Below are 25,914 nucleotides of genomic sequence, written 5' to 3' on the forward strand. Positions count from 1 at the left end.
CCGTGATTGCCGCACGCGCAATGCGCATGCGGCTTCGTCGTGGCCGCACGAGGCGGTGAAATCTCGCTCAGCGCGAGGCCCCATCTGCCTCAGGCGACCTCAGTCTCAGCGGGCCGTGCCCGTGGTGACGTCCGCGGTCGTCACCTTGCGCGGGCTGAGCACCTTCGCCTGGTGGACCGAGGCGACCGTGGCGGGCGCGGCGACCTGCTGCTCGACATGCGCAGCCCCGAGCACGCGCACCTGCAGCGGAGAGACCGGCAGGCCGTTGGCCTCATAGGTCGGCAGCTCGGCGGCGACGGCGGCGGTGCCGCCCACGATCGTCAGGATGGCGGCGGCGATCGACAAAGTCTTCTTGTTCATGGTGATGCTCCGAGGGTGAAGGTCGGAGCCTATTTAGGCGCGTTTTGCTGCATTGCGACATGCTTTGTTGCATCGCAACAGCGCGCGCGTTGCATGGCGATATGCCTAATGCGTACAGGCCCTTGGGCGAATCACGCTGGCCGCGACACGCGTTTCCGCGGGCGGTACTCAACCACCCAGCACGTTGCCCCAGCCATCGAAGAGGTAGGTCTTCCAGGCTACGGTTCCATCCCCAGCGGGCCTGCTGGCACGGCGGTAGTCATCGGCCTGATCGGCGGTCCAGGTGATGATCGTGTCTGAAAGACGATCGTGCAGGATGGCGGGCTCGGTGGGATCGAAGGCGTCCATGGGACGAAGCGTGGGATGCGTCATGGCGCCTCCAACGCAGCAGCATCCGTAAAGTTGCGGCACGGCCTCGGGCAAAGCACCGCGTGGAACCCTGCGTTGCAGCTCGGCAACACCCGCCGCGAAAAGGCCGCATCCGCCGATTGCGCCATTGCGCCGCCACACCATCCCCCGAACAATCGACAAGCTGCGTGCCTTTCCGTGCAAGACTGTTTCGTCAACTGTTTGCATCATGACTGTTCGGACAAGATGGTTCGGACAGAACCGTTTGGAGGCAGGGATCATGAACGATCGGCGGTCTCTTCTGGTGGCGGTATCGTGTCCCTCGGCCGTTCTCGCCGGCTGGCTGGTGTTGTCTCTCTCCGCCTATGCGCCTGCCCTCATCGAGAACAGCGGCGCCAATGTGGCTGCCGTCTCGCGCGTCAAGGATGTCAGTCGCCTCGAGCTCGCCGACGTGCCGCGCGCTGCAACGATCGAGGACGGCATCGCCTTGACCGCCGACATCGCCGCCGCCGTCGCTGCGGCGCCTGCCCCGATGGCGACGTCGCAGGACACGCCGGAGGAGCATGCCTCAACCGTCAAGCTCGCTTCGGCCGACCCGGCGCTGATCCTGCCGACGGAGGCGGCGCCCGCACCGCAGATTGCGCCTGAACCGGAAGCTATCGTCAGCGAGGATGCTCCCGCGCCAGAGCCCGTCAAGCTCGCCTCCGCCGATCCCACCGAGATCGTCACGACGGACGCACTGTCACCTGCGGCGATCGCAAGCGGCCCCGCCACGCCTGCGGCCAAGCCATCTCCGCCGGCCGACACCGTCGCCGTGCTCGACGAATGCTTCGTCATCGAGGCCTGCATCGACCGCTACCTCTGGGCGCTCTATCAGCGCACCGCCAAGGAGGACTCGATCAAGGTTCAGGAGCGGCGCGCCGTCACCGTCAAGCGCAAGGGCAAGACGGTCACGGTGATGCGTAGCTTCACGAAGCTGGTCGATCAGGACTTCGGCTGGAAGGATCCGAAGGCGGCCGAGCGCGCCGGCATGTCGATGATGGACTACGTCATCGGCGGCATGGACAAGAGTTTCAAGAAGAAGCTGTTCCGCACGCTGCTCGCTGCCGAAGCCGCCGGCCTGTCGCCGGGCATCACCAGCGCATTCCGCGACGACTATCGCCAGTCGATCGCGAGCGGCCTCAAGGCTGCCTCCGACCGCTCCTATCACGGGGGCAGCACGCGCGGCGGTTATGGCCACGGCATGGCGGCCGACATCGTCAGCACCCAGGGCAACAACCGCGCGCAGCGCTGGGTCTCGACCGAGATCCTGTGGAAGTGGGTCGATGCCAACGGCAAGGCGTTCGGCATCGGCCGCCCCTATCTCGGCCGCGATCCGCCGCATGTCGGCCCGATCGACGGGAAGGAATACATCTCACGCCGCGGCGTTGCGACCGACAGCAAGGAAGCCGCGAACGTCAAGCCGAAGAAGACGCGGGCCGCCGCCAGCGCCAAGCCGCCCAAGGCGCACGTCGCACGCGAGCAGAAGAGCCCGGCCAAGCAGCAGAAGTCGGCGCAATCGGCCGTCAAGCGCGCGACCTGAACCGTCAATCAGGCGTCGGGCCCGCGCGTCGGCAACGGCACCAGCCGCATCTCGGCGGAGCCGGCGTCCTGCGTGCGCACCAGCACCGCGAAGATCGTGTCGACCGCAAGCCGTACTGCCGACTCGATCGCTTCGCCCTTGGCCAGATGCGCCGCGATCAGTCCGGTGAGGAGGTCGCCGGTGCCGTAGGGCCGGATCGGCAAGCGCGGCGTCGCAAAGCGCGACAATCGCCCGTCGGCACACAGGATCGTCTCCACCTGCCCCGCTGCCGTGTCAGCGAGCGTGCAGCCGGTGGCGACCACGTCGATGCGGCCCACCCCTGCCAGCGCGGCGCAGGCCGCGCGGAGGTCCTGGGCATCGGCAATGGTGAGACCGGAGAGCAGCTCGAGCTCGAACTGATTCGGCGTCGTGAGGTTCGCCACCGGCAACAGCCGGTGCTGGACCACATCCAAAATGCCGTCCGCGACATAGACGCGGCCGTCATCGCCGATCACGGGATCGCAGAGATAGACGAGCTTCGCATTCCGCGTGAGCGCCCGCTCGACGAAATCGGCGATCACGGCAGCATTGCCCGGCGAGCCCAAATAGCCGGTGACCAGCACCGCAGCCTCTTCGACCAGGCCGCGCTCCTCGACACCCTTCAGGAGATCGGCGACGAGCTCGCTCTCCAGCACCCGCCCGCGCAGGCTCGGATAGCGCGGATGGTTGGAGAGCAGCGTGGTCGGCACCGCCGCAACGTTCACGCCCTCCGCCTGCATGGCATAGGCAGCCGCGCTGTTGCCGACATGGCCGTGGACCACCTGACTCTGAATCGAGATGACGAGCATGAGGAAGGTCCGTAAGGTCAAACGTTGCGCGGGGCAAGCGTTACGGCATCTCGTATCCAAGCCCCTGCCGCAGCGCCTGCATCTTGCGCGCCAGTCGCCGGTGACCCGACTCCTCCGACCGCGCCAGTCGATCGGCGACCGCGACATGGTCAGCATCGCTCTTGTGCTGGTTGAGCTTGGCCTGCCCTTCGACCTCATCCACCACGAGATCGACGACGCGGATCGCAGCCAGCATGCTCTCGCGCTTGCCCGGCTCCATATGCGCGAGGTCCCAGGGTTCTTTCGGTAAGCGCGCCTCGGAGACTGCGAGCAGCGCATCGCCGTGTCCGCGGTTCTCGTCGAGCCCGCGCAGATGGGCCACGCCCGACAGGTGCACCGCTTCGTAAAGCCAGGTCGAGACGTTGTCGCGTGAGGCATACCAGTCGTTGGAGACATAGGCATCGTCGCCCGTAACGATCAGCAGAAATCGTCTGGTGCCATCGGCCAGCGCCACAAGCGGATTTTTGGCGGTGAAGTGAATCTGCACGACAGTGTGGCCGCCGCGCTCGGTCAGGACGAATGGCACGTGCGAGGCCCGCGGCCCGCGCTCGTCCGCCGCCACGATCACGCCGAAGCCGCGAGATGCGGCAAATTCCAGCGCACGCTGCGTCTCGATGCGGAACTGGGCGCGGAGAACGTGCATGGCGCGGCTACTCGATGAATGAATGACGAACGCGGCGAGGCTAACCCATAATCCCCCGAAATCCGAAGAACAATCAACCTTCGAACGCTGCTGCCGGCAATCCCTCAGCGCCGCGACAACCTCGCAAGATAGGCGCAGAACATGTCGGCCATGGCGTCGGCATAGGCTGCGATCTCCGCCTCACTCCGCATCTGTTCCGAAAAACTCTTGCCGACTTCGCTCAGCGTCCTCGTGATCAGTTCGCCGGCGAGGGTGCGCGTCGCATCCGAGGCCTTGGGCAGCGCCTCGCGCATGAAGGCGGCGACGATGCCCTCGCCGGCCGCCCGTGCGTCCCGCGCCTCGGGCGCATCGCGATAAAGCGGCGCGGCATCATTGAGCGCGATTCGGATGACAGCTTCCTCGCACTCGGAGCGGATGAAGGCGTGAACCAGCGTGCGCAGCCGCGCCCGCGGCGGCCTCGCCCGGTCAGCGAGGATGCCTGCGAGCAGCGCGCTGGTGCGCCGCCACTCATCGCTCTGGAGACGGAACAGGATCGCCGCCTTGTTCGGAAAATATTGATAGACCGATCCGACGCTCACGCCGGCCCGCTCTGCCACCCGCGCCGTCGTGAAGCGCTGCGCTCCCTCCTTCGCCAGAACCTGAACAGCGGCATCCAGAATGGCCGCCACCAGCTCCGTGGAGCGGGCCTGTTGCGGCTGTTTTCGTGAGGAAACTGAAAGGCTTCGACGATTGGACATGGCGCCTGCGAGCTATGCGAATAGGAAATGCGACGAATTAGTCGTATTTCGATCTTCGCGCAAGCATGCGCTCCCCCGAACTCTGGAGACACCGATGACCACCCCAACCATCACATCGCTTGCGCCGCTGCTGGATCGACTGTTCTACGAGGCCGAAGCCGCAAGCGTCGCAACGCTGGCCGCCGTCTCCGATCTGTCCGACGCCGACCGCGCGCGGATGATGCGGAGCAAGACCGCCTACCGCGACCTCTATGGACGCCTGAAGGACGCTCCGCTCGCGGTCTCACGCGAGACCGGCAGCCTGCTTTATATGCTGGCGCGCAGCTCTCGCGCGAAGGCGATCGTCGAGTTCGGCACCTCGTTCGGCATCTCGACCCTGCACCTGGCCGCAGCTCTGCGCGACAATGGCGGCGGCCGCCTGATCACCTGCGAGTTCGAGCCGTCCAAGGCGGCGCGGGCCCGGGACAACCTTTCGGCCGGCGGCGTGATCGATCTCGTCGACATTCGCGAAGGCGATGCGTTGACGACGCTGAAGTCCGATCTGCCCGAAACGATCGATCTCGTGCTGCTCGACGGTGCCAAGGCGCTCTACCCGGATATCCTCGATCTGCTCGAAGACCGTCTCAAGCCGGGCGCGATCATCGTCGCCGACAACGCCGACGACAGCCCAGACTATCTCTCCCGCATGCGCAAGCCCGGAAGCGGCTATATGTCCACGGCCTTCGCCGAGGACGTCGAGCTTTCGGTGCGGATCGATTGAAGCCACGCTCGACCGTCGCTGTATCACGGAGCCGCTACGCGATTCATCGCGCTGCGGCTTGGTCGTCCGGGCCGACCGCGGAGCCCTAGCGCCGCGCTCCAAGCTGTCGCAGGCTCGTCACCCCCGCATGGTATGCGCCGTCATATGTCAGCCATCGTCGGCCTGGTCTCCGCATGAGCTCCGTCTTCAACGCCTATACGGCTCTTGCCCTCGCCATCGTGTTCGAGGTCACCGCGTCGGCGTTCCTGCAGCAGTCCGCGCAGTTCACCCGTCCCTGGCCGACGCTGGCGATGGTGCTGTTCTACGTCGCCTCGTTCTACGCGCTGTCGGTGGCGATCCGGGTCATCCCGTTGAGCATCGCCTATGCGATCTGGGGCGGGGTCGGCATCATCCTGACCGCCACCGTCTCCTTCGTGCTGTTCCGCCAGATCCTGGACGCCGCAGCCTTCGTCGGCATCGCGCTGATCGTGTCCGGGGTCGTGGTCATCAACCTGTTCTCGGAGACCACCGTGCGTTGATGCCGGTCCGATGCCGGCGCGCCTACTGGCTCTGCACCGGCTTGGGCTGACGCGGCGCGGATCGAGGCGGCTTTGCGCCAGGCTTGGCCGCACCCCGGGGCGGCGATTCATCGACCGACACGAGGTAGGCGGCGAGTGCCCTGGCCGAGTCGACGCTGGTTGCGTAGTGGTCCTTCAGGAACCAGGACAGCGTCAGGCTGAAGCGGCCCTTGGCGAGACCGCGCGGACTGCGATGGCAGGTCGCGCAGCCGTCAGCAAAGAGCTTCGCGGGCGATTTGCCGGCGTCGAGATTTTGCGCGACCGCATCCGTCACCGTCAGCACGCTGGCGGCTGCGACAGTCATCAGGGGCACAGTCAGGCCGCGCCAAGGTCGAAACAACGACGTCAAACTGTCGTCCCCTCGCCCTGTCTCGCGATCACGCCGCCGACTGCTGATCGAATTCGGGCGGCGCGTAGGCCTTGCCGTCCTGGTCGGTGATGACGACCCGCCACCCCTCGCTCGCCCACACCTTTGCCTTCGCTACGATGAGCAACCGGCTCTCGCGGGCGAAGCTGTACTTCTCGTTGTCGCGTTCTGCGACCATTTTGTAGGCCAATTCGCATCCCCTTGCGTCGCCCTGCACCCACCCTTCTCGTGACAGCGGGCTTTGGCGGCAATTCGCCGGGAGCGTGGCAATTTGATGCCATCCGTAGGCGGTAAGGGCCGCTCCGTGCCATCGGCGACGGAGCCGATCCTGCTGCGTCGGATCGGCGCTAATGCACGCGGATAATATGGGGTCGGCCGAGATTGATCAGGCCCTGCACCGCCGAAAGGCGGTCATCGAGAGCTGCAATGGTGAGCAGCAGGTTGTTGCGGCGCTCGTCGAGCAAACCCATCTCGGCGCCGCTGAGCTTTGTGCTCGTCCGTTCCTTGTGGATCGCTTCGAGGGACTTGCGCAGTCCGGCAATCAAGCTGGCCAGCTGCTGGGCCTCCTTGGTCATCGACCGCTTAGCGACATTCTGCTGACGGCGCGTCTCCGCCTGGCTCTGACTCATTTCATCCTCCCGTGCCCCGCTGCCCCGAGTGGATGCCTGCATCTTTGGGTACACATGTTACGATCGATGAAATCTGCCCGCGAAGAACTTTCTTAAATTGTACGCGCAGGGAACTCGACGCCGCGCCCGAGCAGAAAGCCCGGCTCGAGGGCCGGGCTTTCCAGCGAGCGCCAGTGCTTGGTGACCGCCACCGCCACGCGGCGCGGCATTGAGGTGCGCCGCGCCGCCGCCGGAATGCGGCATCGCGGGCGCAGCGCGGCCGGGCGTCAGCTCACCTTCAGCATGAAGCGGTCGAAGTACGATGCAAGCCCGGCATAGTCGTCGAGCGGCAGCACGTTCGCGACATACTGGTCGGGCCGCACCACGACCATGCAGCCGCTCTTTCGATCGATCCCTCGCATTGCGAAAACGTCGTGGCCGCCCTTGAGGTCCGGGCAGAACATCTTTTCGTAGTCGATCAGACCATAGCGGCCCTTGCGCGGGAGCAGCAGCGACGGCATCGCCGCGACGGCTAGCTGACGATGATCCTGCTGGAAGACGGCACGCAGGTCGATCACGCTGTCGATGTCGGCGCCAACAGGCGTGTATCGCCGCAATGGTGATTCCCGGGCCTCGGTGAGGAAGCCGCACAGCGCGCGAATGGCCGAGGCGGCAGCCGCAGGATCTTCCGCAGGCGAAAATGCGTAGATGCGGAAACGGCCGTCGGCCTGCGCGGCGTGGCCGAGATGGACCGGCTTGGCGTCCGCCAGCCGGATCACCGGCGCGGAATGGAAGCGCTTGCCGATGACGAGGCCCTGCGCGAGGTGCTGATGCGAAGCCGCGCCGGTGAGCACCGATGGCCTGTAATGCGTTGCCGTGCCCGCGGTATAGCGCCCGTGCCTGACGAAATAGTCCTGCGTTTTGGCGGCATCGGCGCCGCCGGCCTTGGCGGCCGAGGCGAGAATCCCCGCCCATTCGCGGTCGAAATCGATCAGCTCTTTCGCGACCGCCTGGCGCTCCGCCGAATAGGAATGCAGCAGGCCTGGGGCGCACCGGCTCCGGAGGACACCGGCGAGCTTCCAGCCGAGATTGAAGGCATCCTGCATCGAGACGTTCATGCCCTGCCCCGCCTTCGGGCTGTGCGTATGGCAGGCATCGCCGGCGATGAAGATGCGCGGCAGGCGCGTATCGGTGTCGGCCTCCGGCACGTCGTCGAACTTGTCGGTGAGACGCTGGCCGATCTCGTAGACCGACCACCAGGCGATCTCCTTCACCTCGAGCGTATGCGGCTGCAGGATCCGCTGCGCCTTGGCGATCACGTCGTCGGCGGTGATGTTGCGGCTCGCAACGCGCTCGCCGACATCGAGTTTTGCGAGCTCGACATAGATGCGGACCATGTAGCCGCCCTCACGCGGAATGATCAGCAGGCTGCCGTCCCTGGCCGACTGGATCAGCGACTTGAAGCGGATGTCCGGGAAATCCGTCACCGCCAGCACGTCCATCACGCCCCAGGCGTGGTTGGCGGAATCGCCATGCAGCTCGCGTCCGATCGATTTGCGCACCGTGCTGCGTGCGCCGTCGCAGCCGACGACGTAGCGCGCCCTGATCGTCTCGACCTTGCCCTCGTTCCCGGCATCGATGCGTTCGAGGCGTACGCTCACGGCATGATCGGCGGCATCGGCGGCAGGATCGACATGGAGATCAAGCACGCGTCGGCTGTAATACGGCTCGAGCTTCGCCGGCGATCTGCGCATGGCGTCGAGGAAACAGTCATGGATGCGCGCCTGATTGAGGATGACGTGCGGGAATTCCGACAGCCCGTCCTCGACGTCCTGAACCCGGCCGCTGCGGGCGATCTTCTCCGGCGTCCGCTCATCCGGCTTCCAGAACGTCGTCTCGTTGACCCAATAGGCCTCCTTCAGCACCCGCTCGCTGAAGCCGTAGGCGTGGAACATCTCCATGGTGCGGCAGGCGATGCCGTCGGCCTGGCCGACCAGCAGCCGGCCCGGCTTCTGCTCGACGATGCAGGTCTTGATGTCAGGAAACTGCGCAAGCTGGGCGGCGAGCGTCAGGCCGGCAGGCCCGCAGCCGACGATGAGAACATCGACCTCGTCAGGCACGGTGCCCGTTGCGCCCGGTGCCTGAACGCGCTCGGCGGGATCGGCAATCTCGGGGTCGCCCGGCTGAAATCCATTCAGATGGAATTGCATGCGCACCTCTCCCGTCAAATTTCTGTTTTGGATATTGCTCAGTATGCTGACGATCAGTATACTTGTCAACGACCTCGAAACCTCCCTGCCTCCGCGGAGACGTCGGTGAAAGACAATAACGACATGCCCGGGCATCTGGCGCGCCGCTTCCAGCAGATCGCGGTCGCGGTGTTCCTGGCCGAGGTCGAAGACGCCGGCTTCGATCTCACGCCGGTGCAGTACGCCGCGCTCGCGACCATCAAGGCCAATCCGGGACTCGACCAGGTGACGCTCGCCGGATTGATCGCCTACGATCGCACCACCATCACCGGCGTGATCGATCGCCTCGTCCAGAAAGGCCTCGCGGAGCGCCGCCCCTCCAGCCGCGACCGCCGCGCGCGGGAGCTCCAAATCACCGATGAAGGCCGGCGCACGCTGCGCAAGATCACGCCGGCCGTCGAATCTGCGCAGCGCATCATGCTGCGCGGCCTGAGCGCCAAAGAGGGCGACGAGCTGATGCGGTTATTGCGCAAGGCCATCGCCGCCGGCAACGAGCTCAGCCGCGCCCCGCAACGCGATGCGCAAATCTAACTCCAAACCACGTCCGAATTTGTCGCAGCGCACGAAACCAGGAACTAACCTTCGCCTGCTAAGCTCGGCCGAATTGGGCGCTTAACGCGCGATTAACTTTGTGGGACGGAGTTCGGAATGTTCAGATTCCTCGTTATGGCCGCAGCCATGACGCTCTCGACCAGTCATGCGGTCGCAGGCGGGCATGGGGGCGGCGACCCTCCTCCGCCGAAGGTCGAGGCTCCGACGGCTCCAGCGAAGGTGATCCTGACCAAGCAGGGCCCCAAGCTCGTCGATCTCAACGGCATGACGCTTTATACCTACGAGCGCGACACCACCGGAAAGTCCTCGAATTGCAACGGTAAGTGCACCGAGAGCTGGGTTCCGCTGGCCGCGACGACCGACGCCAGGGCCGTCGGCGACTTCACCGTGATCAGCCGCGACGACGGCAGCAAGATGTGGGCGTACCGCTATCGTCCGCTCTACACTTCACCCGCCGACAAGGCGCCGGGCGACGCCAACGGCAATGCCACGACGCTGCAATGGCGGATCGCGCGGCCCGAGTAGTAAAACGCATCCCGTCAGCGTCACTGGCTCACCGACGCCCCTGCGCGACGGAACCGACCGATCGCACGGCCCTCAGCTTCGCCAGCGCATGCCCGTCTCGGCCTGCGCGTTCTGCCCCGGCGGCAGCACCACGACCGTCGAATTGAGCTTTACCCGGTCGTAGAGATCGATGACGTCCTCATTGCGCATCCGGATGCAGCCGGACGAGATCGCCTGGCCGATATATTCGGGCTGGTTGGTGCCATGGATGCGGTAGAGCGTGTCCTTGTTGCCGACATACAGATAGATGCCCCGCGCGCCGAGCGGATTGGCGGGACCGCCTGGAACGCGCGCCGGATACGGGCCGAGCCGCGCTTGGATGTCCGCCGTCGGAACCCAGTCCGGCCATTCCGCCAGGCGACCGACCCGCGCGACGCCGGAGAACGCCATAGCTTCCTCGCCGACCGCAACGCCGTAACGGATCGCCTTGCCCTCGGGGAGCACGTAGTAGAGATAGCGCGCATCGGTATCGACCAGGATCGTGCCCGGCTGTTCCTTGCGGTGGTAGTCCACGATATGGCGGAGATATTGCTCAGGCACCTTCGCCTGAGCGTAAGGCGTATGCGCGAGCAACTGACGGTCGCGCGGCGTCATGCTCGCGTCCGTCGATGGCGAGAGTGTCGTCTGCATGCAGCCGCCCAGCGGCAACAAGGCTGCGACGAACAAAACGAGTAGAGATCTTGGCACCGCCGGCCCCCCGATAGCGGATAGCAGCACCCCCAGCACCGCCACATATCGCCAAAATCGCGCTGAAAACAAGGCGGGAGAGGAACACGTGCGCGTGTTCGATCAACCGGGTTCCATCACCACAAACGGCGGAAGACCGTCGCATCATCTCCATCCCCTCGCCTTGCTTTGGTCAAACCCGGCTGGACTCGTGCGCCCCGGGGCTCGGGATGGGCTCACCTCAACCGATCGGCGCCGCGCCAATGCGGACGACCTAGGCTTCAAACACCAGGCTTCAAAGGAGTTGCGATGCTCGCGACGCTGAATGCCAAGCAAATCGTCGATGAGATCGTGAAGGACACGGTCAAGGACAACGACCCTCACGACGCGGTTCAGATCTCTCCCGAGATCGTGCTGGCCTCCCGGCCCACCAGCGCGTCTCCTGCGCTGGCGCCGGAGATCGCGCCGCGTCCGGAGCCCAGGTTCACCCCGGAGGCCAAGCTCACTCCGGAGGCCAAGCTCACTCCGGAGCCCAAGCTCACTTTGGAGCCGAAGTTCACGCCGGAGCCGGCACGTGCGCCCGAGCCCACCATCAACGTCGTCTACGGAAAGCCCGCCGCGGCACCATTTGTCGACACGGCTGTCCGCGTCACGTCCAGCGACGTTCCTGTCAGGCAGAAGCGATCCTCGGTCGGCAAGTGGCTGCGCGGTGCGTCCGTCGCGTTCCTGTTTGCCGGCGCCAGCGTGGCCGCCAGCATCGCCTGGGAGAAGCACGGCGACACGGCAACGCAAATGCTGGCCGAATGGACGCCGGCACTGACTTCGTTGCTACCTGTGACCTCGTGGCTACCTGCGACGTCGCAGACCGCTCCGGTCGCCGCCACGCAGGCCCCACCGGCCGCAGTGGAAGCCACGGCAGATCAATCGGCCAACCAATCTGCGCCGCCGCCCGCCGCTCAAATTGCCGCAGTCGTGCCTGCCGCGACACCGCCGGTCGACACAACGCAGTCGGTGCAATCGATGACGCACGATCTCGCCGCGATGGCGCAGCAGATCGAGCAGCTCAAGGCCAGCATCGCCGAGCTGAAGGCCGGGCAGGAGCAGATGGCGCGTGAGATGGCGAAGCCGCCTGCACCGAAGCCGGCAGCCGAAGCGAAGCCACCGGTCGATCCGCGCGCACGCGCCGCTGCGCTTCCGCCGCAGCCTGCCGCGCCTCCGGTTCGCAAGCCCAAACCGGCCGTGGCACGGAACTACATGCCGGCCTCTTCGCCCGCGCCGCTCGCACCTCCGCCGCCGCCATCGCAGGCCGCCGCGGTCGCGCCGCCAGCTGCGCCGGCCACGACGACGCAAGCCGTTGCCGATGACGATGGACCTATCGTGCGCCCGCCAATGCCGCTGCGTTAGAGCATGATCGGGAAGAGCTTTTAGCGGTTTTCCGAAAAGACCATGCTCAAGACAACAGCCTGAAGCGCGATGACGATTGGTCCTGATTTCATCGCGCTTTAGACAATGCCAGGCGACAGCTCGACGTCGCGATCTCGCGCACGCTGTCCGAGTCGATGCAATGCGTTGAGTCCGGGCGACTACGGGAGGCCATGCCTTGCACGTCTTCCGATCAAGAGAAAAGGCCGTCGGGATCTATGCCGCCGGCCTTCTCGTGCAGCTGCCGGTTCCCGGAGCCCGGTTCTGCTGCAATTCCATGCCTCATGGTCGCGCGGACATATTTAATAAAATGTTAACACGCTCACATGCTGCACATCATTTCTGCGCCATAAGCTCAGAGATTGCGCGGCCTGTTCATTCGGCAACTATCGACTCAGTGGTATCATCCGGGACGTGTTGAGACTTGCACTGAAGCTCAGATCGTCACACGGGGAACTCAAATGCCCTACTACTATTTCGATCTTGTGGTTGGTGAAGAGTTCAAGAACCAGGGGGGAATCATCCTCGAAGACATCGAGGTTGCCTCCGATCGCGCCGATCAACTGGCATGCGAGCTGTCGCAGGTGAAGCCGGAGCTGCAGCAAAAGGGTTGCGCGGTGCGCGTCACCGATCGCGATCACAACGAGCTCTATCGCACGCCGCTCGATCCGGTGCCGGCCTGGCAGCGCTAAGCACAGCGCTTTCAAGCGAAGCGGATGCCGGGTCGCGTTGAGAAACGCGTCAAACCAAGACGCCAAAGCTCGTTCCGATGGAATCGGAACGAACTTTACGCTTCAAGCGTCGGCGGCTCGAACCAGTTCGTCAGCGACAACCCACCGTCGACGACGAAGGCCGCGCCGGTGACGTAAGCGGAGAGCTTGTTCGACAGCACCGTCAGCGCCATCGGCACGAGGTCCTTGGCCTCGCCGAGACGCCCGAGCGGAATGTGCCGCGCCAGCGCGGGATCCGCAACGAAACCGCCGGCCGCGATCGCGCCGGGCACCAGCGCGTTGACGCGGATATCGTAGCGGCCAAACGTCTTGGCCAACTCCTTCACCAGCATCGCCAGCCCCGCCTTCGTCGTCGAATAATGCGGTAGGTTGCGCGGGGTGCCCGCATGCAGCGAGGTCAGAAACAAGAACGAGCCCGGTCGTTTCGCCGCGATCAGCCGTTTTGCGAGTTCACGGCCCAGATGAAAACCGGCATCGAGATTGACGGCATGCATCTCCTGCCAGGTCCTGCGATCGACCGCGAGGGCGTGATCGGCCTCCCGCCGCGGCGGCGAGGCGCTGTGGACGAAATGGGTGACTTCGCCCAGCGCAGCATGTGCGGCAGCCAGCAGTTCGTCGCAGGCCTCGAGCCTGGCGAGATCGCCGACCCAGGGCACGGCCAGAGCGGGCTGCTCGCTAGCGCTGATCGCGGCACGCACCCGCTCCGCGCTCACATCGGCGAACATGGTGCGGACGCCCTCGCCGACCAGGGCCTGCGCGATCGCGCGGCCGATGCCATGGCCCGCGCCGGTGACGAGCGCGGTGTCGCGTGCTGGATCGAACGGCGTGCTGAACAGGCTCATGTCGTGCTCCGAGGCTGGGGAGCGGCAGGTTAGCCCACCGGCTGGACCGACGACAATTGCGCCGCGCACCATTGCGGAGCGGCGCGTCGGGCGCTAGCCTCTCAAAAAACGGAGGAGGTTCCAGGGATGCGCACCGGTTTTCTGATGACGGGCCTGTTGCTGCTGGCTGCGCCGGTTCAGGCTGGCGACGCGCCGCCGCGATCGACCTATGTGACGATGGTCTTGCAGGCCTTCGCCGCCAAGGTCGAGTGCCCCAACACGGACCTCGTCTATCAGGACCTCGTGCAGAGGGCGCAGCAGATGCACCTGCCCGACGGCACCACCGAGAAGGTGCGCAAAGCGATCGCCTGGATGCACACCGGCGGCAAGATGGGCGAGAAGCAGGACGATGACTTGATGGCCGAGGTCGCGGTCGCGACCCAGGCCACCGACCTGGACCAGCGCCGGCTTGGCATGCCCGGCTGGTGCGAAGCCCAAAAGACCAACCTCGCCGGCCTGATCCGCAGCAAGGGTGGCTAGCGAGCCCTGGCTTTCGCCGCATTAAGCACTCCGCGACGGAACCGCTGCTCCGGCCCAAAATCGTCACAATCCTCGAAAGCATGCGACCTCTTCGAATTCGAACAGGAGGTCCTCATGCGGAGTATCCATTTCGTTTTCGCCGGCGCGATTGCGGCCGCCACGGTGCTGACCGCGCCCGCACAGGCGAGGAATGCCGACGCCCAGAAGGGCGAGGAAAAATCCACCCCGTCCTCATGCAGTGCCTATCAGCAGGCGCCGGATGGCTCGTGGGAGCCACTCCCCTGCAAGGCGACAGGCGAGCGCGGGCAGCCGCAGACACAGAACCGCACCTCGGCGCAAGGCAGCGATCGTGGGGAGCGTTGAAGACGCTCGCGCTTACGAATGTCAGCTCTGATGCGGGCCGCGCATGATCTTCATGGCGTCCACGATGTGACGCCATTCCCTGGCCTCGTCGGTCTCGCCGCGGCCCTCGCAGGCCTGGGCCTGCTCAGCGGCTTTCGCAATCGCAGCAAGTCCGTGCTGTTCGAGCATCTGCCGGGCAACGGTATGAACCTGGACCTCGGACATCATGGGCGCTCTCCCGCTTGAGGGAACTGCGGTGCAGCGCACAACTGCCACCGCGGGTGTCTCACAACGATCGAGGCCCCGAGCTCGTTCCGTCCCGTCGATGTGAGCCCCAAGACAAGCCCAAGACAAAGGCGGCCCGCCATGCCCGGCGGACCGCCTTCTCACCCACCCCAAAACCGGCAGTCTCCGGCCGCGGCTCCCTACGCGACCGCCGCCTTCTTGCGCTCGAAATCGTTCGGCACCTCGATATCGACCTCCAGGGTCGAAACCTCGTCGCCGCGCTCGAGGCGGACGATGACCTTGGTCGGGTCCAGCGTCACATGCCTGGACACGACGGCGAGAATTTCCTCACGCAGCACGCCGAGCAGATCGGGCTGGCCGCGCATTCCGCGCTCATGGGCAAGCAGGATCTGCAACCGTTCGCGCGCGACCGGTGCAGTGGCCTTGTTGCCGCGGAGAAGCCGGAGCAAACCCATGCTCATGCAGCCCTCCGTCGCAGCAGGCGGTCCATGAAGCCCTTGCGCTCGGCCGGCACCTGCATGGCGACTGTCTCGCCGCACAGCCGCCGCGCCGCGTCGATATAGGCCCGTGCCGGCGCGCCGTCCGCATTCGACAGCGTCACGGGCGTGCCGACGTTGGAGGCGCGCAGCACGTCCTGGCTCTCCGGGATGATGCCGAGCAACGGCGTCGCCAGGATCTCGAGGATGTCGTCGATGGTCAGCATCTCGCCGCGCGCGGCACGCGAGGGATCGTAGCGGGTGATGAGGATGTGCTTCTCGACGCGCTCGCCCTTCTCGGCCCGCACCGTCTTGGAATCGAGCATGCCGATGATGCGGTCGGAATCGCGCACCGAGGAGACTTCCGGATTGGTGACGATCACGGCCTCGTCGGCAAAGCGCATCGCCATGGAAGCGCCGCGCTCGATGCCGGCCGGGCTGTCGCAGATCACCCAGTCGAAGCGGCTGCGCAGATCGTCGATGACCTTGCCGACCCCCTCTTCCGTCAACGCGTCCTTGTCGCGGGTTTGCGAGGCCGGCAACAGCCAGAGATTCTCCAGCCGCTTGTCGCGGATCAGCGCCTGCGGCAGCTTCGCGACGCCCTGTACCACGTTGATGAGATCGAACACCACGCGGCGTTCGGCGCCCATCACGAGGTCGAGATTACGCAGGCCGACGTCGAAATCGACGACGACGACCTTGTCGCCGCGTTGCGCGAGCGCTGCTCCCAGCGCGGCGGTCGTCGTGGTCTTGCCGACCCCGCCCTTGCCTGATGTCACGACCAGTACCTTACTCATCTGAAATGTCTCCTTTGCTGGTCAGTTCAGTGCTGTAATTCGCATGGTATTCCCCTGTAGCCAGGCCTGCGCCGGCTTGCCGCGCAAGGCGGCGTCGATGTCGTCCGCTGTCTGGTAAAACCCGTCAATTGCAAGCAGTTCAGCCTCGATCCTCTGACAATAAATGCGCGCGCTGGTGTGACCGTTCACGCCCGCCATGGCGCGGCCGCGCAGCGCGCCGTAGACGTGGATGGAGCCGCCGGCAACGACCTCGGCGCCGGAGCCGACCGAGCCGAGAATGGTGACGTCGCCTTCCGGGAAGATCACGGTCTGGCCCGACCGCACGGGGTTTTCGAGGAGCAACGAGGTCGGCTTGGTCTCGACCTTCACCTCGGCCTTCTTCGGCGCGCTCGGCTCGACCACGCAGCTGCGCCCGCCCGACAGGAGCGGCGGCATCATGGGGGTCAGCCGGCCCTCCTCCACCCCTTCGATGCCGAGCACGCGAATGTTGCGGTCCTGAAGGCTGGTGAGCAGATGGCCGATGCCGGCCTGGCTGAGATCGACCGACGACAGGTCGATCACCACGGGCCGGCCGGCAAAGAAGCCCGGCGACCGCGCGATGGTGGCGTCGATCTCATGCAGCCAGTCCTGGACCGGAACCGTCGGCGTGAACACGAACGCCACATAGGAGCGCCCGCGCAGGCGCACCATTTGACGTTGGACTTTTGCTGCAGCCTCCATAGCGGCCGACTCGTTCCCTGTTATTGAATGGTTAACGATGCGGCGGATATGGTTAACGACGAGTTAATTTTTCCCCGGGGTTACGCGGGGGATGGCCCGAATTGGGTGCACGGTGATGCGCCGGCGAGCGCTGGGCAAGCGTCAGGCAGACGCTCTCGCCCAACACAGCGGTCATCGCCCGCGCAGGCAGGCGATCCAGTACTCCGAGACATTGAGGGTCAACCGATAGCCCGCGGCGTACTGGGTGCCCCGCCTTCGCGGGGCATGACACCAGTGTATGGGGCGGGCGCCGCGACCTAAGCGCCTACTTCTTCACCTTGCTCGCATCCATCTTGATGCCGGGATCCAGCATTCTGGTCGTGAATGCGGTCGTGACGTCGAACGGCTTCTCCATGCCAAGATAGGTCTGGACCAGTTCGTAGTCCTTCTTCATCCGCTCGCCGTCGATCCAGCCGAGACCCTTGGTGGTCGTGAACTCGTCCGTCATCAGGAACTTGATGCGCTCCCACTGGCGTTCCTGGTTGGCCCGATCCAGCCCCGAGACCTGCTCGAGCAGCGCGTTCAGGCACGGGGCCACGTCGGCGACGCAGGCCGCGAAGGCTTTCTGCGTGACGCGCACGAAGTCTTCGACGACCTTCGGGTTCTTCTGCAAGTAGGCGCCGTTGACGATCAGCGAATTGCCGTAAGGGTTGAGCCCGATGTCCTTCCAGTTGACGTAGCCGAGATCGGGACCGAACTCGATGACCTTCAGGTCGTGCTCGTTGTAGAAGTCGCTGATGATATCGACCGTGTGGCTCTTCAGTGCCGCGATCTTGGCGGTCGGCCCGACATTGACGAAGCCGACGGAATCGGGCGCGAGCCCCGCCGCCTTGGCGAAGGCCGGCCACATCACGCGGGACGCATCGCCGGGCGGATTGCCGATCTTGTGCCCGGCGAAATCCTTCACCCCGTTCACGCCGTAGCTCTTCAGCCAGTAGAAGGTCTGGCCGGTATTGGCATAGACGCTCATCACCGCAACCGTGTCGGCGCCCTTGCTCTTGGCCACCAGCATGGTGGCGAGATCGGCGACGCCGAAGGGCGAGCCGCCGGAGCCGACCTTGGCCGCGGAGACGCCGGAGCCCTTGCCGGTCTCGATGGTGAGGTCGATGCCCGCCTTCTCGTACCAGCCCTGCGCCTTGGCGTAGTAATACGGCGAGTGGTCGGCCGTCGGCGTCCAGTTCAGGATCAGATTGACGGCCTCTCCCGCATGGACGGGCATCGCCGTCGCACCGAGCGCCAGAGCCAACACCAGGGCCGAGCCCGCCGCCTGCAAACGCTTCATCGCATCTCTCCTCGTTGCCGCGACCCGGCTTGTCGCTCTCCCCTTGTGAGGATACCAATGCAACAAGCCCGCCCTCCACTTGTCAACTGTTTGGTTGGAAATGCCCGCAAAACGATCTGGCGACACCGTGCCGCAGCGTCGCGATCCCGTCGCCACCCGCAGGAAGCTCCTGACCGCGGCGCGTCAGGAATTCGCCCGGCACGGCTTTGCGGGCGCCCGTGTCGACGAGATCGCCGAACGCGCCGGCGTCAACAAGCAGCTCGTCTATCACTATTTCGGCGACAAGGACGCGCTCTACCTCGCCGTGCTCGAATGGGTCTATGAGGACATCCGCGAGCAGGAGCGCAGGCTCAATCTCGAAGGCCTGCCGCCGGAGAAGGCGATCCGCAAGCTGATCGAGGCATCATTCGATCACCTGGCGGCAAACCCTGATTTCATCGTGCTTCTGAACGACGAGAACCGCGGCGGCGCCCGTCATGTCCGCGGCTCGACCCGGCTGGAGGCGATGCACTCACCGCTCGTCAAGAGCGTCTCCCACATCCTCAACGAGGGGGTACGCTCGGGCGTATTCCGCAAGGGGATCGACCCCGTCCAGCTCTATATCTCGATTGCTGGCCTCAGCTATTTCTTCTTCTCCAACACGCCGACGCTGTCGGCGATCTTCGGCAAGGACCTGTCGAGCCGGGCCCAGCGGCGCGCCCGCCGCCGGCACGTCGCCGACCTCGTGCTCCAGTCGCTCCGGCCCTAATCAACCAACTGGTTGAAACTTCCCTCGAGTCCGGCTAGGCTCGCGACCCGCGGCAGGGTGGCTGTCGGCAACAGGGAGCATGCGGTGGCAGGAGACGGGGCACGCACCTCGCGCAGCTTTGCGATCATCCTGATCGTGCACCTCGCCGTGCTCGTGCTGTGGCAGGTCGCGGTCGATGCCTTCCAGGTCCCGAAATTCATCCTGCCCTCCCCGCTTGCGACAATTCAGACATTGGGGACCACGGGCTATGCCTGGGGCGCCAACACGCTGGTGACGGCGGTCGAGATCCTCGGCGGCTTTGCGCTCGGCGCATTCGTCGGCGTCGCGCTCGCCGTGATCTTCAGCTGGGCACCGCTGCTCAGCCTCGTGCTGTTGCCGCTGTTCGTCACGCTGAACATGATTCCGAAAGTTGCACTCGGCCCGCTCTTCATCGTCTGGTTCTCCTACGGCATCGTGCCGAACATCCTGATCGCTTTCAGCATCTGCTTCTTCCCGATCCTGCTCACCACCGCGCGCGGCCTGCGCGAGGTCGAGCCGGACCTGCTCGATCTCGTCAAATCGCTGCGCGGCTCGCGCTGGACGCTGTTCCGCAAGATCCAGCTGCCGGGATCGCTGCCCTACATCTTCTCCGGGATGAAGGTCGGCGCCATCCTCGCGGTCGCCGGCGCCATCGTCGGCGAGTTCATCGCCTCCGAGCGCGGGCTCGGCTACCTCATGATCCAGGTGCAGTCCTCGCTCGACACGCCCGCGATGGTGATGGCGGTCGTGCTGCTGACGCTGCTTGGCGTCGCTCTCTACGGCCTGGTCCTCGCCCTCGAACGCATGTTCGTGGTCGGCGACGCCAGGCAGACCTGAAGACCAAGGACAACGAATCCATGCTGCTCACCCGCCAGACGCTGCCGAAGACCATTCCTGACATCGCTGCGCTCGATGATCTCCTGTGCCGGCCGAGCCAGGCCCTGATCGACGACCTCAGGAAGGTCGAGGGCGACATCATGATCCTCGGCGTCGCCGGCAAGATGGGCCCGACGCTGGCAGGACTTGCGAAGGCCGCCGCGCCGGATCGCCGTGTCATCGGCGTCGCCCGCTTCAGCGACGCCGGCGTGAAGGACTGGCTGCACGCGCGCGGCGTCGAGACGATCAACTGCGACCTCATGGACGAGAAGGCTATTCAGGCCCTGCCCAAGGTGCCGAACATCGTCTTCATGGCCGGTCGCAAGTTCGGCGCCGAGGGCGATCTGTCGCTGACCTGGGCGATGAACGCGCATGTCCCGGCGCTGGTCGCGCAGGCTTTCCCCTCCTCGCGCATCGTGGCGTTCTCGACCGGCTGCATCTATCCATTCGTCCCCGTCGACGGCAAAGGCTCGAGCGAGGTGATGGCACCGAACCCGCCCGGCGAATACGCCCAGTCCTGCGTCGGCCGCGAGCGCATGTTCGAATATTTCTCGCGCAAGTTCGGCACGCCGGGGCGCCTTTTCCGCCTCAACTACGCGATCGACATGCGCTATGGCGTGCTGCACGACATCGCGACGAAAGTGCTGACGGGCACGCCGATCGACGTCAGCCTCGGCCATGTCAACTTCATCTGGCAGGGCGATGCGTCCTCCCATGCGTTGCGCTGCCTGACGCATTGCACGACGCCGACCTCGCCGATCAACGTCAGCGGCCACGAGATCCTCGCGGTGCGCGATCTCGCGGCGAAGTTCGGCGCAAGGTTCGGCCGCGCGCCGGTGCTGACAGGCAAGGAAGAGCCGACCGCGTGGCTGACCGACACGTCGAAGGCGGTCGAACTGTTCGGCCTGCCCGTCGTTGACACCGAGCAACTGATCGCCTGGACCGCGGATTGGGTCTCTCGCGCCATGCCGAGCCTCGGCAAGCCCACCAAATACGAGGTGCGCGATGGTCGCTACTGACGGTCCGCGCATCGTCCGGCTCGGCGTCGAGGACGCCGCGGCTGGCCTTGTGCTCTCGACCGAAGCGCACTGGAACCAGACGATCGAGGACTGGCGCTTCTTCTTGAGCGAAGGCTTTGTGTTCGGCATCCGCGACGACGTGCGGCTGGTCGCGACTGCAGCCCTGCTGCCCTATTCCGGCAACAATGCATGGATCAGCATGGTGCTGGTGACGGCAAGCCACCGCCGCCGCGGTCTTGCCACGCAGCTCGTCGATGCCTGCCTCGAGGCTGCGCGCAAGGACGGGCTGACGTGCTGGCTCGATGCGACGCCCGACGGCGCCAAGGTCTACGGCCCGCTGGGCTTCACTCCGACCTCGCAGTTGCGCCGGCTGAAGCTGGTGAAATCCACCTCCGCGTCCGGGCAAGCGCCGTCAACCGCAACGCTCGACGCGCTTTGCGATCGGGACCGGCGCGCGACCGGCCTCGACCGCACCACCCTGCTCTCCGCCTTCGCGCGGCGGCCTGGCTCGTGCATCGTCTCGGCGAACGGCGCCATCGCGCTGGTGCGGAACGGCCGAGCCGCGTGCCATATCGGCCCGTTGTTCGCCGATCACACCGCAGCCGCGCTGACCCTGGTCGATGCGATCGCGCAGTCGCAGGACGGATCGCTCCTGCTCGACGCCGTCGCGTCGCAAGGGATGTTCCTGGACGGATTGGCGGCGTCCGGCTGGACCATCGAACGCCCCTTCCAGCGCATGCGTCTCGGCCCCATCACCGCCATGGCCGGGGAAATGCCATTCGCCGTCGCCGGCCCCGAATTCGGATAGGACATCATGCACCACAGCCAGATCAACAGCGACGTCCGCAAGCTGATCGCCGACGGCACCGTGCTGCCGGCGCATCCGCTCGCGCTCACCGCCGAGCGACAGTTCGACAAGACGCATCAGCGTGCGCTGACGCGCTACTACATCGATGCCGGCTCGGGCGGCCTTGCCGTCGGCGTGCACACCACGCAGTTCGCGATCCGCGACGTCGGCCTCTACCGTCCCGTGCTAGAGCTCGCCGCGGAGACCGCAGCACACTGGACCAAGCGGCCGCTGGCGTTGGTCGCGGGCCTCGCCGGACCGACCAGCCAGGCGATCGCCGAGGCCCGTACCGCACGCGACATCGGCTATCATGCGGGCCTGCTCAGCCTCGCCGCGATGAAGAGCGCCTCCGAGGACGAGATCATCGCGCATTGCACGGCGGTGGCCGCCGAGATTCCGCTGGTTGGCTTCTACCTTCAGCCGGCCGTCGGCGGTGTCGTCCTGTCGAGCCGGTTCTGGCAGCGCTTCGCCTCGATCGACAACGTCATTGCGATCAAGATCGCACCGTTCAACCGCTACCGTACGCTCGATGTTCTGCGCGGCGTCGCAGCCGCCGGCGCGCTCGACCGCGTCGCGCTCTACACTGGCAATGACGACCACATCCTGCTCGACCTGATGCTGCCGTTCGATCTCCGCGACAAGGGCGTCACCACGCGGACCTATTTCAAGGGCGGCCTGCTCGGTCACTGGTCGGTCTGGACCGCGAGCGCCATCCAGCAGTTCGAGCGCTGCAAGGCGGCGCGGCACAAGGACAGCGTGCCCGCCGACCTGCTTGCGCTCGATGCCCGCGTCACCGACTGCAACAGCGCCTTCTTCGACGTCGCCAACAATTTCCACGGCTGCATCGCCGGCTGCCACGAGGTCTTGCTGCGCCAGGGCCTGATGAAAGGTCTGTGGTGCCTCGATCCAAACGAGGGTCTCAGCCCCGGCCAGAAGGAGGAGATCGATCGCGTCTGCCGCGAGCACGCCGACCTCAGCGACGATGCCTTCGTCGCTGCGAATTTGAACAAATGGCTGGCATGAGCTCAGAGCCCTTCATCAGCCTGCAGGGCGTCCGAAAGGTCTATCGCAGCGGCGGCGCCGAGTTTCTGGCGGTGTCCGACGTCACCATGGACGTGCAGGAAGGTGAGCTCGTCTCGCTGGTCGGCCCGTCCGGCTGCGGCAAGACGACGGTGATGAAGATCCTGGCGGGCCTGCATGGCGCCGACGGCGGCACCGTGCGGATAGGCAATGCCACGAGCCCGTTCGATCCGACCCGCGACATCGGCATGGTGTTCCAGCAGGCACTGCTGCTGAAATGGCGGACCATCCTGGACAACGTGCTGCTGCCGGCCGAGATCGTCGGCCTGCCGATGAAGGCCGCGCGCGAGCGGGCGCGCGACCTGCTCAACCTCGTCGGCCTCGCCGGCTACGAGCAGAAATATCCGCAACAGCTGTCCGGCGGCATGCAGCAGCGCACGGCGATCGCGCGCGCCTTCATCCACGATCCGAAACTGATCCTGATGGACGAGCCGTTCGGCGCACTGGATGCGCTGACGCGCGAGCAGATGAATCTGGAGATGCTGCGGATCTGGCGCGAGAGCGGCAAGACCATCATCTTCGTCACGCATTCGATCCAGGAAGCCGTCTTCCTGTCCTCGCACTGCGCCGTGCTGACGGCGGGCCCGGCGAAGATGGCCGACTATTTCGCGATCGACCTGCCCTTCCCGCGCGACCTTCCGCTGAAGACGACCGATGCATTCGGCGCCTATGCGCGGCGCATCTATGCGAAGCTCGGGTTGGGGACGGCGTAATTCACCAAACGAAAATTCTCGTAGTGCCGTAGGGTGGGCAAAGCGAAGCGTGCCCACCATTGCCAATGAAGCGAGAGAACGTGGGCACGGCGCAAGCGCGCCTTTGCTCACCCTACGAGAGCGCGGCGCAATCGTGGCACCGCGTCCCTCGCGTCAGCTCTTGTTGCGCATCTTGCTGAGCAGATAGTTGTCGTAGAAGTTCTCCGCGATCTGCGTGTAGAAGAGCAGCTCCTTCATATACGCGTCGTGGCTCTCCTTGGTCCGCTTGAACAGGTCGCTCTTGGCGGCGAGTTCGTTCAGATGGTCCTGGGTCGCGTTGTAGCAGGCCTCCAGCACCGGCTGCGGGAACGCCTTCAGCTCGGTACCGCTCGCGATCAGCCGCTTCAGCGCAGCCGGATTCACGCTATCGTATTTCTCGAGCATCCAGGCACCGGCCGCCGCGCCCGCCTGGTTGACGATCGCCTGATATTGCTTCGGCAGCGAATTCCACTTCTCGTCGTTGACGATCATGTGCAGCATGGCGCCGCCTTCCCACCAGCCGGGGAAGTAGTAATATTTGGCGACCTTGTAGAAGCCGAGCTTCTCGTCGTCATAGGGACCGACGAACTCGACCGCGTCGATCGTGCCCTTCTCCAGCGCCGGATAGATATCGCCGCCCGCGATCTGCTGCGGGACGACCCCGAGCTTTGCCAGCACGTGGCCGCCCATGCCGGCGATGCGGAATTTGAGACCCTTGAGGTCGTCGACGGTCTTGATCTCCTTGCGGAACCAGCCGCCCATCTGGGTGCCGGAATTGCCGCAGAGGATGGCATGCGCCTTGAAAGGCTTGAGCGCCTCGTTGGTGAGGTCGGCGCCGCCGCCGAAGTGCCACCACGACTCCTGATGGCGATGGTTCATGCCGAACGGCGCACCGGTGGCATAGGCCAGCGCCGGCTCCTTGCCGATGTAGAAATAGAGCGGCGTCTGCGCCATCTCCACCGATGCGGTGCTGACCGCATCGAGCGCCTGGAGGCCGGGCACGAGCTCGCCCGCCGAGAAGGTCTGGATCTGGAATTTGTTGTCGGTGGCCTCAGCGACGTATTTCGCGAAGGTCTGCGCCGTGCCGTAGATGGTGTCGAGCGATCTCGGAAAGCTCGAGGTCAGGCGCCATTTGATCTCGGGCGCGCTCTGCGCGATTGCAGGTGCAGCAACCAGCGTGGCAGCGCCGGCGACGGCGCCGCCCCTGAGGAATGTACGGCGTTTCATGATGGTGTCTCTCCCTTGAACTCGGCATCGATGGATGGCTTGGGCCACGATCTTGGCGAACCGTTTGCCCGTTCCCGGAGCGGAGTTCAAGCTGCGACGGAAAAGACCGTACCGGCTTGCATCAGATACCGATGGAGGCCGGCCGGAGCCTGGCTCAAACCCGCACTTCTGCGCGGGACGCGCCGCTCAGCCGGCCGCTCGCCTCACGCAGCTGCGGCTTCCTCGTACAGTCCGGCGATGAAATCGCTGAACGTCGATGCAAGCGGCAGGACATAGCCCCACTTGTCGGACATGGCCTGCGCCAGCGTCCAGGGCTTCTCGTACTCGGCAACCTCGTGGTCCATGAACCAGATCCTGCCGAAATGGGCCTTGTCGATCGTCATGCAGATGGGATTGCCGCCGTGGTCGCTCATGATCCACAACAGCTCGTCCACAGTCGGCCATTGCGGCGTCTGACGCGTCCGTACCAGCGAGCACTCGTCGGACCGCAATCCCAGGACCTCCTGCACCGCACCCGCCCAGTCCCCCTGCGGCCAGTTGAACTCGGCCGATCCCTGATGATAGCCACCGGCGCAGGCCAGCAGGAAACGGCGATAATCGTCCGGCAACCGGCAGCCGATCGAGGTCTCGAAGGCTGCGAGTGCCGCCTCGGTCGGTTGCTCCGCGCCGGCATGGTCGATGCCTGCGATGAATCTTGCTAATTCCATACAGCCTCTCTCCGGCGCGGAAACGCGCATGCCCTTCGTCGCATCCGCCTTGCAGCGGGTTCGAGAAGGGTCAGGGCGAAAGGAGCGTTTCTCTCAGAGCAGCTTGGCGCTGACGAACAATGCGCGCACGGCGTTGGTCGCCTGCACCGCCAGCATAGCGTTGCCGGCGGCGCCTTCCAGGGCTGCGACTGCGTCCTCGTGCAGGGAGCGAAATTCCATCCACTCGACCGACTTGAAGTTGGTGAGGAATTGATAGGCCTGACCGACGGTCGCGATCGCCAACGTGTCACCGTTCAGCTTGATCTTGAACGTCGTGCGCAGCGGGGTTTCGGAACTTGATGGATCACTCATGGGCTGCTTCTGGGCGAGGACGGCTTAACGAAGGG

At 65.3% G+C, this 25,914-nt stretch carries 34 protein-coding genes; 15 read left to right on the top strand and 19 right to left on the bottom strand.

Features of this window, described 5'->3' with window-relative positions:
* Nucleotides 1–105: 105 nt before the first annotated feature.
* Nucleotides 106–360, bottom strand: coding sequence for a hypothetical protein (locus AC1RQP_RS04250; RefSeq protein WP_492936035.1), 255 nt, complete (start codon nucleotides 358–360; stop codon nucleotides 106–108).
* Nucleotides 361–528: 168 nt separating this feature from the next.
* Nucleotides 529–732: a hypothetical protein gene (locus AC1RQP_RS04255; protein WP_061876629.1), complete on the bottom strand. Its 204-nt coding sequence runs from the start codon at nucleotides 730–732 to the stop codon at nucleotides 529–531.
* 256 nt (nucleotides 733–988) lie between these two features.
* Between AC1RQP_RS04255 and AC1RQP_RS04260 the strand changes: the two genes are divergently transcribed.
* Complete coding sequence (locus tag AC1RQP_RS04260; protein WP_492936036.1) at nucleotides 989–2,290, top strand: hypothetical protein; 1,302 nt, start codon at nucleotides 989–991, stop codon at nucleotides 2,288–2,290.
* Between the two features lie 8 nt (nucleotides 2,291–2,298).
* Here AC1RQP_RS04260 and pdxY read toward each other — a convergent pair whose 3' ends face one another.
* From pdxY to AC1RQP_RS04275, 3 genes are all read right to left on the bottom strand, one after another.
* Nucleotides 2,299–3,117 carry a pyridoxal kinase gene (gene pdxY, locus AC1RQP_RS04265; protein WP_492936037.1) on the bottom strand — a complete coding sequence of 273 codons (819 nt, stop codon included), beginning with the start codon at nucleotides 3,115–3,117 and terminating at the stop codon, nucleotides 2,299–2,301.
* A 40-nt stretch (nucleotides 3,118–3,157) separates the two neighbouring features.
* Nucleotides 3,158–3,799 (bottom strand): FMN-binding negative transcriptional regulator, encoded by a 642-nt coding sequence (locus AC1RQP_RS04270; RefSeq protein ID WP_492936038.1) that lies wholly within the window; start codon nucleotides 3,797–3,799, stop codon nucleotides 3,158–3,160.
* A 104-nt stretch (nucleotides 3,800–3,903) separates the two neighbouring features.
* Nucleotides 3,904–4,536 (bottom strand): TetR/AcrR family transcriptional regulator, encoded by a 633-nt coding sequence (locus tag AC1RQP_RS04275; protein WP_492936039.1) that lies wholly within the window; start codon nucleotides 4,534–4,536, stop codon nucleotides 3,904–3,906.
* A gap of 94 nt (nucleotides 4,537–4,630) precedes the next feature.
* Between AC1RQP_RS04275 and AC1RQP_RS04280 the strand changes: the two genes are divergently transcribed.
* Both AC1RQP_RS04280 and AC1RQP_RS04285 read left to right on the top strand, forming a co-directional pair.
* A complete protein-coding gene (locus AC1RQP_RS04280) occupies nucleotides 4,631–5,296 on the top strand; it encodes an O-methyltransferase (RefSeq protein ID WP_239623348.1) in 666 nt (221 codons plus the stop codon).
* A 173-nt stretch (nucleotides 5,297–5,469) separates the two neighbouring features.
* Nucleotides 5,470–5,814, top strand: coding sequence for a DMT family transporter (locus tag AC1RQP_RS04285; RefSeq protein WP_028179789.1), 345 nt, complete (start codon nucleotides 5,470–5,472; stop codon nucleotides 5,812–5,814).
* A gap of 22 nt (nucleotides 5,815–5,836) precedes the next feature.
* On the opposite strand, the gene AC1RQP_RS04290 is transcribed toward AC1RQP_RS04285, so the two are convergent.
* The 4 genes from AC1RQP_RS04290 to AC1RQP_RS04305 all read right to left on the bottom strand — a co-directional run bounded on the left by AC1RQP_RS04290 (nucleotide 5,837) and on the right by AC1RQP_RS04305 (nucleotide 9,038).
* Nucleotides 5,837–6,157 (bottom strand): hypothetical protein, encoded by a 321-nt coding sequence (locus tag AC1RQP_RS04290; RefSeq protein ID WP_492936040.1) that lies wholly within the window; start codon nucleotides 6,155–6,157, stop codon nucleotides 5,837–5,839.
* Between the two features lie 73 nt (nucleotides 6,158–6,230).
* A complete protein-coding gene (locus tag AC1RQP_RS04295) occupies nucleotides 6,231–6,437 on the bottom strand; it encodes a hypothetical protein (protein ID WP_345946110.1) in 207 nt (68 codons plus the stop codon).
* Nucleotides 6,438–6,567: 130 nt separating this feature from the next.
* The gene (locus AC1RQP_RS04300) at nucleotides 6,568–6,849 is read right to left on the bottom strand and encodes a hypothetical protein (protein WP_131868396.1); all 282 of its coding nucleotides are present in this window, start codon (nucleotides 6,847–6,849) and stop codon (nucleotides 6,568–6,570) included.
* A 266-nt stretch (nucleotides 6,850–7,115) separates the two neighbouring features.
* Complete coding sequence (locus tag AC1RQP_RS04305) at nucleotides 7,116–9,038, bottom strand: FAD-binding monooxygenase (protein ID WP_492936041.1); 1,923 nt, start codon at nucleotides 9,036–9,038, stop codon at nucleotides 7,116–7,118.
* A gap of 105 nt (nucleotides 9,039–9,143) precedes the next feature.
* Between AC1RQP_RS04305 and AC1RQP_RS04310 the strand changes: the two genes are divergently transcribed.
* Complete coding sequence (locus AC1RQP_RS04310; protein ID WP_492936375.1) at nucleotides 9,144–9,608, top strand: MarR family winged helix-turn-helix transcriptional regulator; 465 nt, start codon at nucleotides 9,144–9,146, stop codon at nucleotides 9,606–9,608.
* A 117-nt stretch (nucleotides 9,609–9,725) separates the two neighbouring features.
* Nucleotides 9,726–10,154 (top strand): COG4315 family predicted lipoprotein, encoded by a 429-nt coding sequence (locus AC1RQP_RS04315; protein WP_239623344.1) that lies wholly within the window; start codon nucleotides 9,726–9,728, stop codon nucleotides 10,152–10,154.
* A 72-nt stretch (nucleotides 10,155–10,226) separates the two neighbouring features.
* Here AC1RQP_RS04315 and AC1RQP_RS04320 read toward each other — a convergent pair whose 3' ends face one another.
* Entirely contained in the window at nucleotides 10,227–10,823 is a 597-nt protein-coding gene (locus AC1RQP_RS04320; protein WP_165935844.1) for a L,D-transpeptidase, read from the bottom strand.
* 345 nt (nucleotides 10,824–11,168) lie between these two features.
* On the opposite strand from AC1RQP_RS04320, the gene AC1RQP_RS04325 reads away from it, so the two are divergent.
* Nucleotides 11,169–12,263, top strand: a complete 1,095-nt coding sequence (locus AC1RQP_RS04325; protein ID WP_492936042.1) for a hypothetical protein — start codon at nucleotides 11,169–11,171, stop codon at nucleotides 12,261–12,263.
* A 479-nt stretch (nucleotides 12,264–12,742) separates the two neighbouring features.
* Complete coding sequence (locus tag AC1RQP_RS04330; protein WP_025035960.1) at nucleotides 12,743–12,973, top strand: DUF6894 family protein; 231 nt, start codon at nucleotides 12,743–12,745, stop codon at nucleotides 12,971–12,973.
* Nucleotides 12,974–13,068: 95 nt separating this feature from the next.
* Here the strand turns inward: AC1RQP_RS04330 and AC1RQP_RS04335 are convergent, their stop codons facing one another.
* Nucleotides 13,069–13,854, bottom strand: a complete 786-nt coding sequence (locus tag AC1RQP_RS04335) for an SDR family NAD(P)-dependent oxidoreductase (protein ID WP_492936043.1) — start codon at nucleotides 13,852–13,854, stop codon at nucleotides 13,069–13,071.
* Between the two features lie 126 nt (nucleotides 13,855–13,980).
* Between AC1RQP_RS04335 and AC1RQP_RS04340 the strand changes: the two genes are divergently transcribed.
* Together AC1RQP_RS04340 and AC1RQP_RS04345 are read left to right on the top strand one after the other, a co-directional pair.
* Nucleotides 13,981–14,373 (top strand): hypothetical protein, encoded by a 393-nt coding sequence (locus AC1RQP_RS04340; protein ID WP_239623341.1) that lies wholly within the window; start codon nucleotides 13,981–13,983, stop codon nucleotides 14,371–14,373.
* Between the two features lie 114 nt (nucleotides 14,374–14,487).
* Complete coding sequence (locus tag AC1RQP_RS04345; protein WP_239623340.1) at nucleotides 14,488–14,736, top strand: hypothetical protein; 249 nt, start codon at nucleotides 14,488–14,490, stop codon at nucleotides 14,734–14,736.
* A gap of 21 nt (nucleotides 14,737–14,757) precedes the next feature.
* Here AC1RQP_RS04345 and AC1RQP_RS04350 read toward each other — a convergent pair whose 3' ends face one another.
* The 5 genes from AC1RQP_RS04350 to AC1RQP_RS04370 form a co-directional block, all read right to left on the bottom strand.
* Nucleotides 14,758–14,943, bottom strand: coding sequence for a hypothetical protein (locus tag AC1RQP_RS04350; protein ID WP_035676245.1), 186 nt, complete (start codon nucleotides 14,941–14,943; stop codon nucleotides 14,758–14,760).
* 197 nt (nucleotides 14,944–15,140) lie between these two features.
* Nucleotides 15,141–15,422: a cell division topological specificity factor MinE gene (gene minE / locus AC1RQP_RS04355; protein ID WP_028180817.1), complete on the bottom strand. Its 282-nt coding sequence runs from the start codon at nucleotides 15,420–15,422 to the stop codon at nucleotides 15,141–15,143.
* Nucleotides 15,419–16,234, bottom strand: a complete 816-nt coding sequence (gene minD, locus AC1RQP_RS04360) for a septum site-determining protein MinD (RefSeq protein WP_239623338.1) — start codon at nucleotides 16,232–16,234, stop codon at nucleotides 15,419–15,421. The genes minE and minD overlap by 4 nt, the downstream gene beginning before the upstream one ends.
* Nucleotides 16,235–16,255: 21 nt before the next feature.
* Nucleotides 16,256–16,954, bottom strand: coding sequence for a septum site-determining protein MinC (gene minC, locus AC1RQP_RS04365; RefSeq protein WP_131868387.1), 699 nt, complete (start codon nucleotides 16,952–16,954; stop codon nucleotides 16,256–16,258).
* A gap of 304 nt (nucleotides 16,955–17,258) precedes the next feature.
* Nucleotides 17,259–18,275, bottom strand: a complete 1,017-nt coding sequence (locus tag AC1RQP_RS04370; RefSeq protein ID WP_492936044.1) for an ABC transporter substrate-binding protein — start codon at nucleotides 18,273–18,275, stop codon at nucleotides 17,259–17,261.
* Nucleotides 18,276–18,375: 100 nt separating this feature from the next.
* Here AC1RQP_RS04370 and AC1RQP_RS04375 point away from each other — a divergent pair, with 100 nt between their 5' ends.
* From AC1RQP_RS04375 to AC1RQP_RS04400, 6 genes are all read left to right on the top strand, one after another.
* Entirely contained in the window at nucleotides 18,376–19,023 is a 648-nt protein-coding gene (locus tag AC1RQP_RS04375) for a TetR/AcrR family transcriptional regulator (protein WP_028180814.1), read from the top strand.
* Nucleotides 19,024–19,107: 84 nt separating this feature from the next.
* A complete protein-coding gene (locus tag AC1RQP_RS04380) occupies nucleotides 19,108–19,878 on the top strand; it encodes an ABC transporter permease (protein WP_061876625.1) in 771 nt (256 codons plus the stop codon).
* Nucleotides 19,879–19,898: 20 nt separating this feature from the next.
* A complete protein-coding gene (locus tag AC1RQP_RS04385) occupies nucleotides 19,899–20,936 on the top strand; it encodes an NAD-dependent epimerase/dehydratase family protein (protein ID WP_492936045.1) in 1,038 nt (345 codons plus the stop codon).
* Entirely contained in the window at nucleotides 20,923–21,744 is an 822-nt protein-coding gene (locus AC1RQP_RS04390) for a GNAT family N-acetyltransferase (RefSeq protein ID WP_492936046.1), read from the top strand. Before AC1RQP_RS04385 ends, AC1RQP_RS04390 begins: the two co-directional genes overlap by 14 nt.
* Nucleotides 21,745–21,750: 6 nt before the next feature.
* The gene (locus tag AC1RQP_RS04395) at nucleotides 21,751–22,806 is read left to right on the top strand and encodes a dihydrodipicolinate synthase family protein (protein ID WP_492936047.1); all 1,056 of its coding nucleotides are present in this window, start codon (nucleotides 21,751–21,753) and stop codon (nucleotides 22,804–22,806) included.
* Nucleotides 22,794–23,576, top strand: a complete 783-nt coding sequence (locus AC1RQP_RS04400; RefSeq protein ID WP_239623332.1) for an ABC transporter ATP-binding protein — start codon at nucleotides 22,794–22,796, stop codon at nucleotides 23,574–23,576. Before AC1RQP_RS04395 ends, AC1RQP_RS04400 begins: the two co-directional genes overlap by 13 nt.
* A gap of 153 nt (nucleotides 23,577–23,729) precedes the next feature.
* Here AC1RQP_RS04400 and AC1RQP_RS04405 read toward each other — a convergent pair whose 3' ends face one another.
* The 3 genes from AC1RQP_RS04405 to AC1RQP_RS04415 all read right to left on the bottom strand — a co-directional run bounded on the left by AC1RQP_RS04405 (nucleotide 23,730) and on the right by AC1RQP_RS04415 (nucleotide 25,879).
* Nucleotides 23,730–24,821 (bottom strand): TRAP transporter substrate-binding protein, encoded by a 1,092-nt coding sequence (locus AC1RQP_RS04405; RefSeq protein WP_239623331.1) that lies wholly within the window; start codon nucleotides 24,819–24,821, stop codon nucleotides 23,730–23,732.
* A 203-nt stretch (nucleotides 24,822–25,024) separates the two neighbouring features.
* Entirely contained in the window at nucleotides 25,025–25,528 is a 504-nt protein-coding gene (locus AC1RQP_RS04410) for an SMI1/KNR4 family protein (protein ID WP_239623330.1), read from the bottom strand.
* Between the two features lie 93 nt (nucleotides 25,529–25,621).
* Nucleotides 25,622–25,879 (bottom strand): hypothetical protein, encoded by a 258-nt coding sequence (locus AC1RQP_RS04415; protein WP_024338019.1) that lies wholly within the window; start codon nucleotides 25,877–25,879, stop codon nucleotides 25,622–25,624.
* Nucleotides 25,880–25,914 lie beyond the last annotated feature (35 nt).

The organism is Bradyrhizobium sp. GW821-FHT13H06, assembly GCF_058803975.1.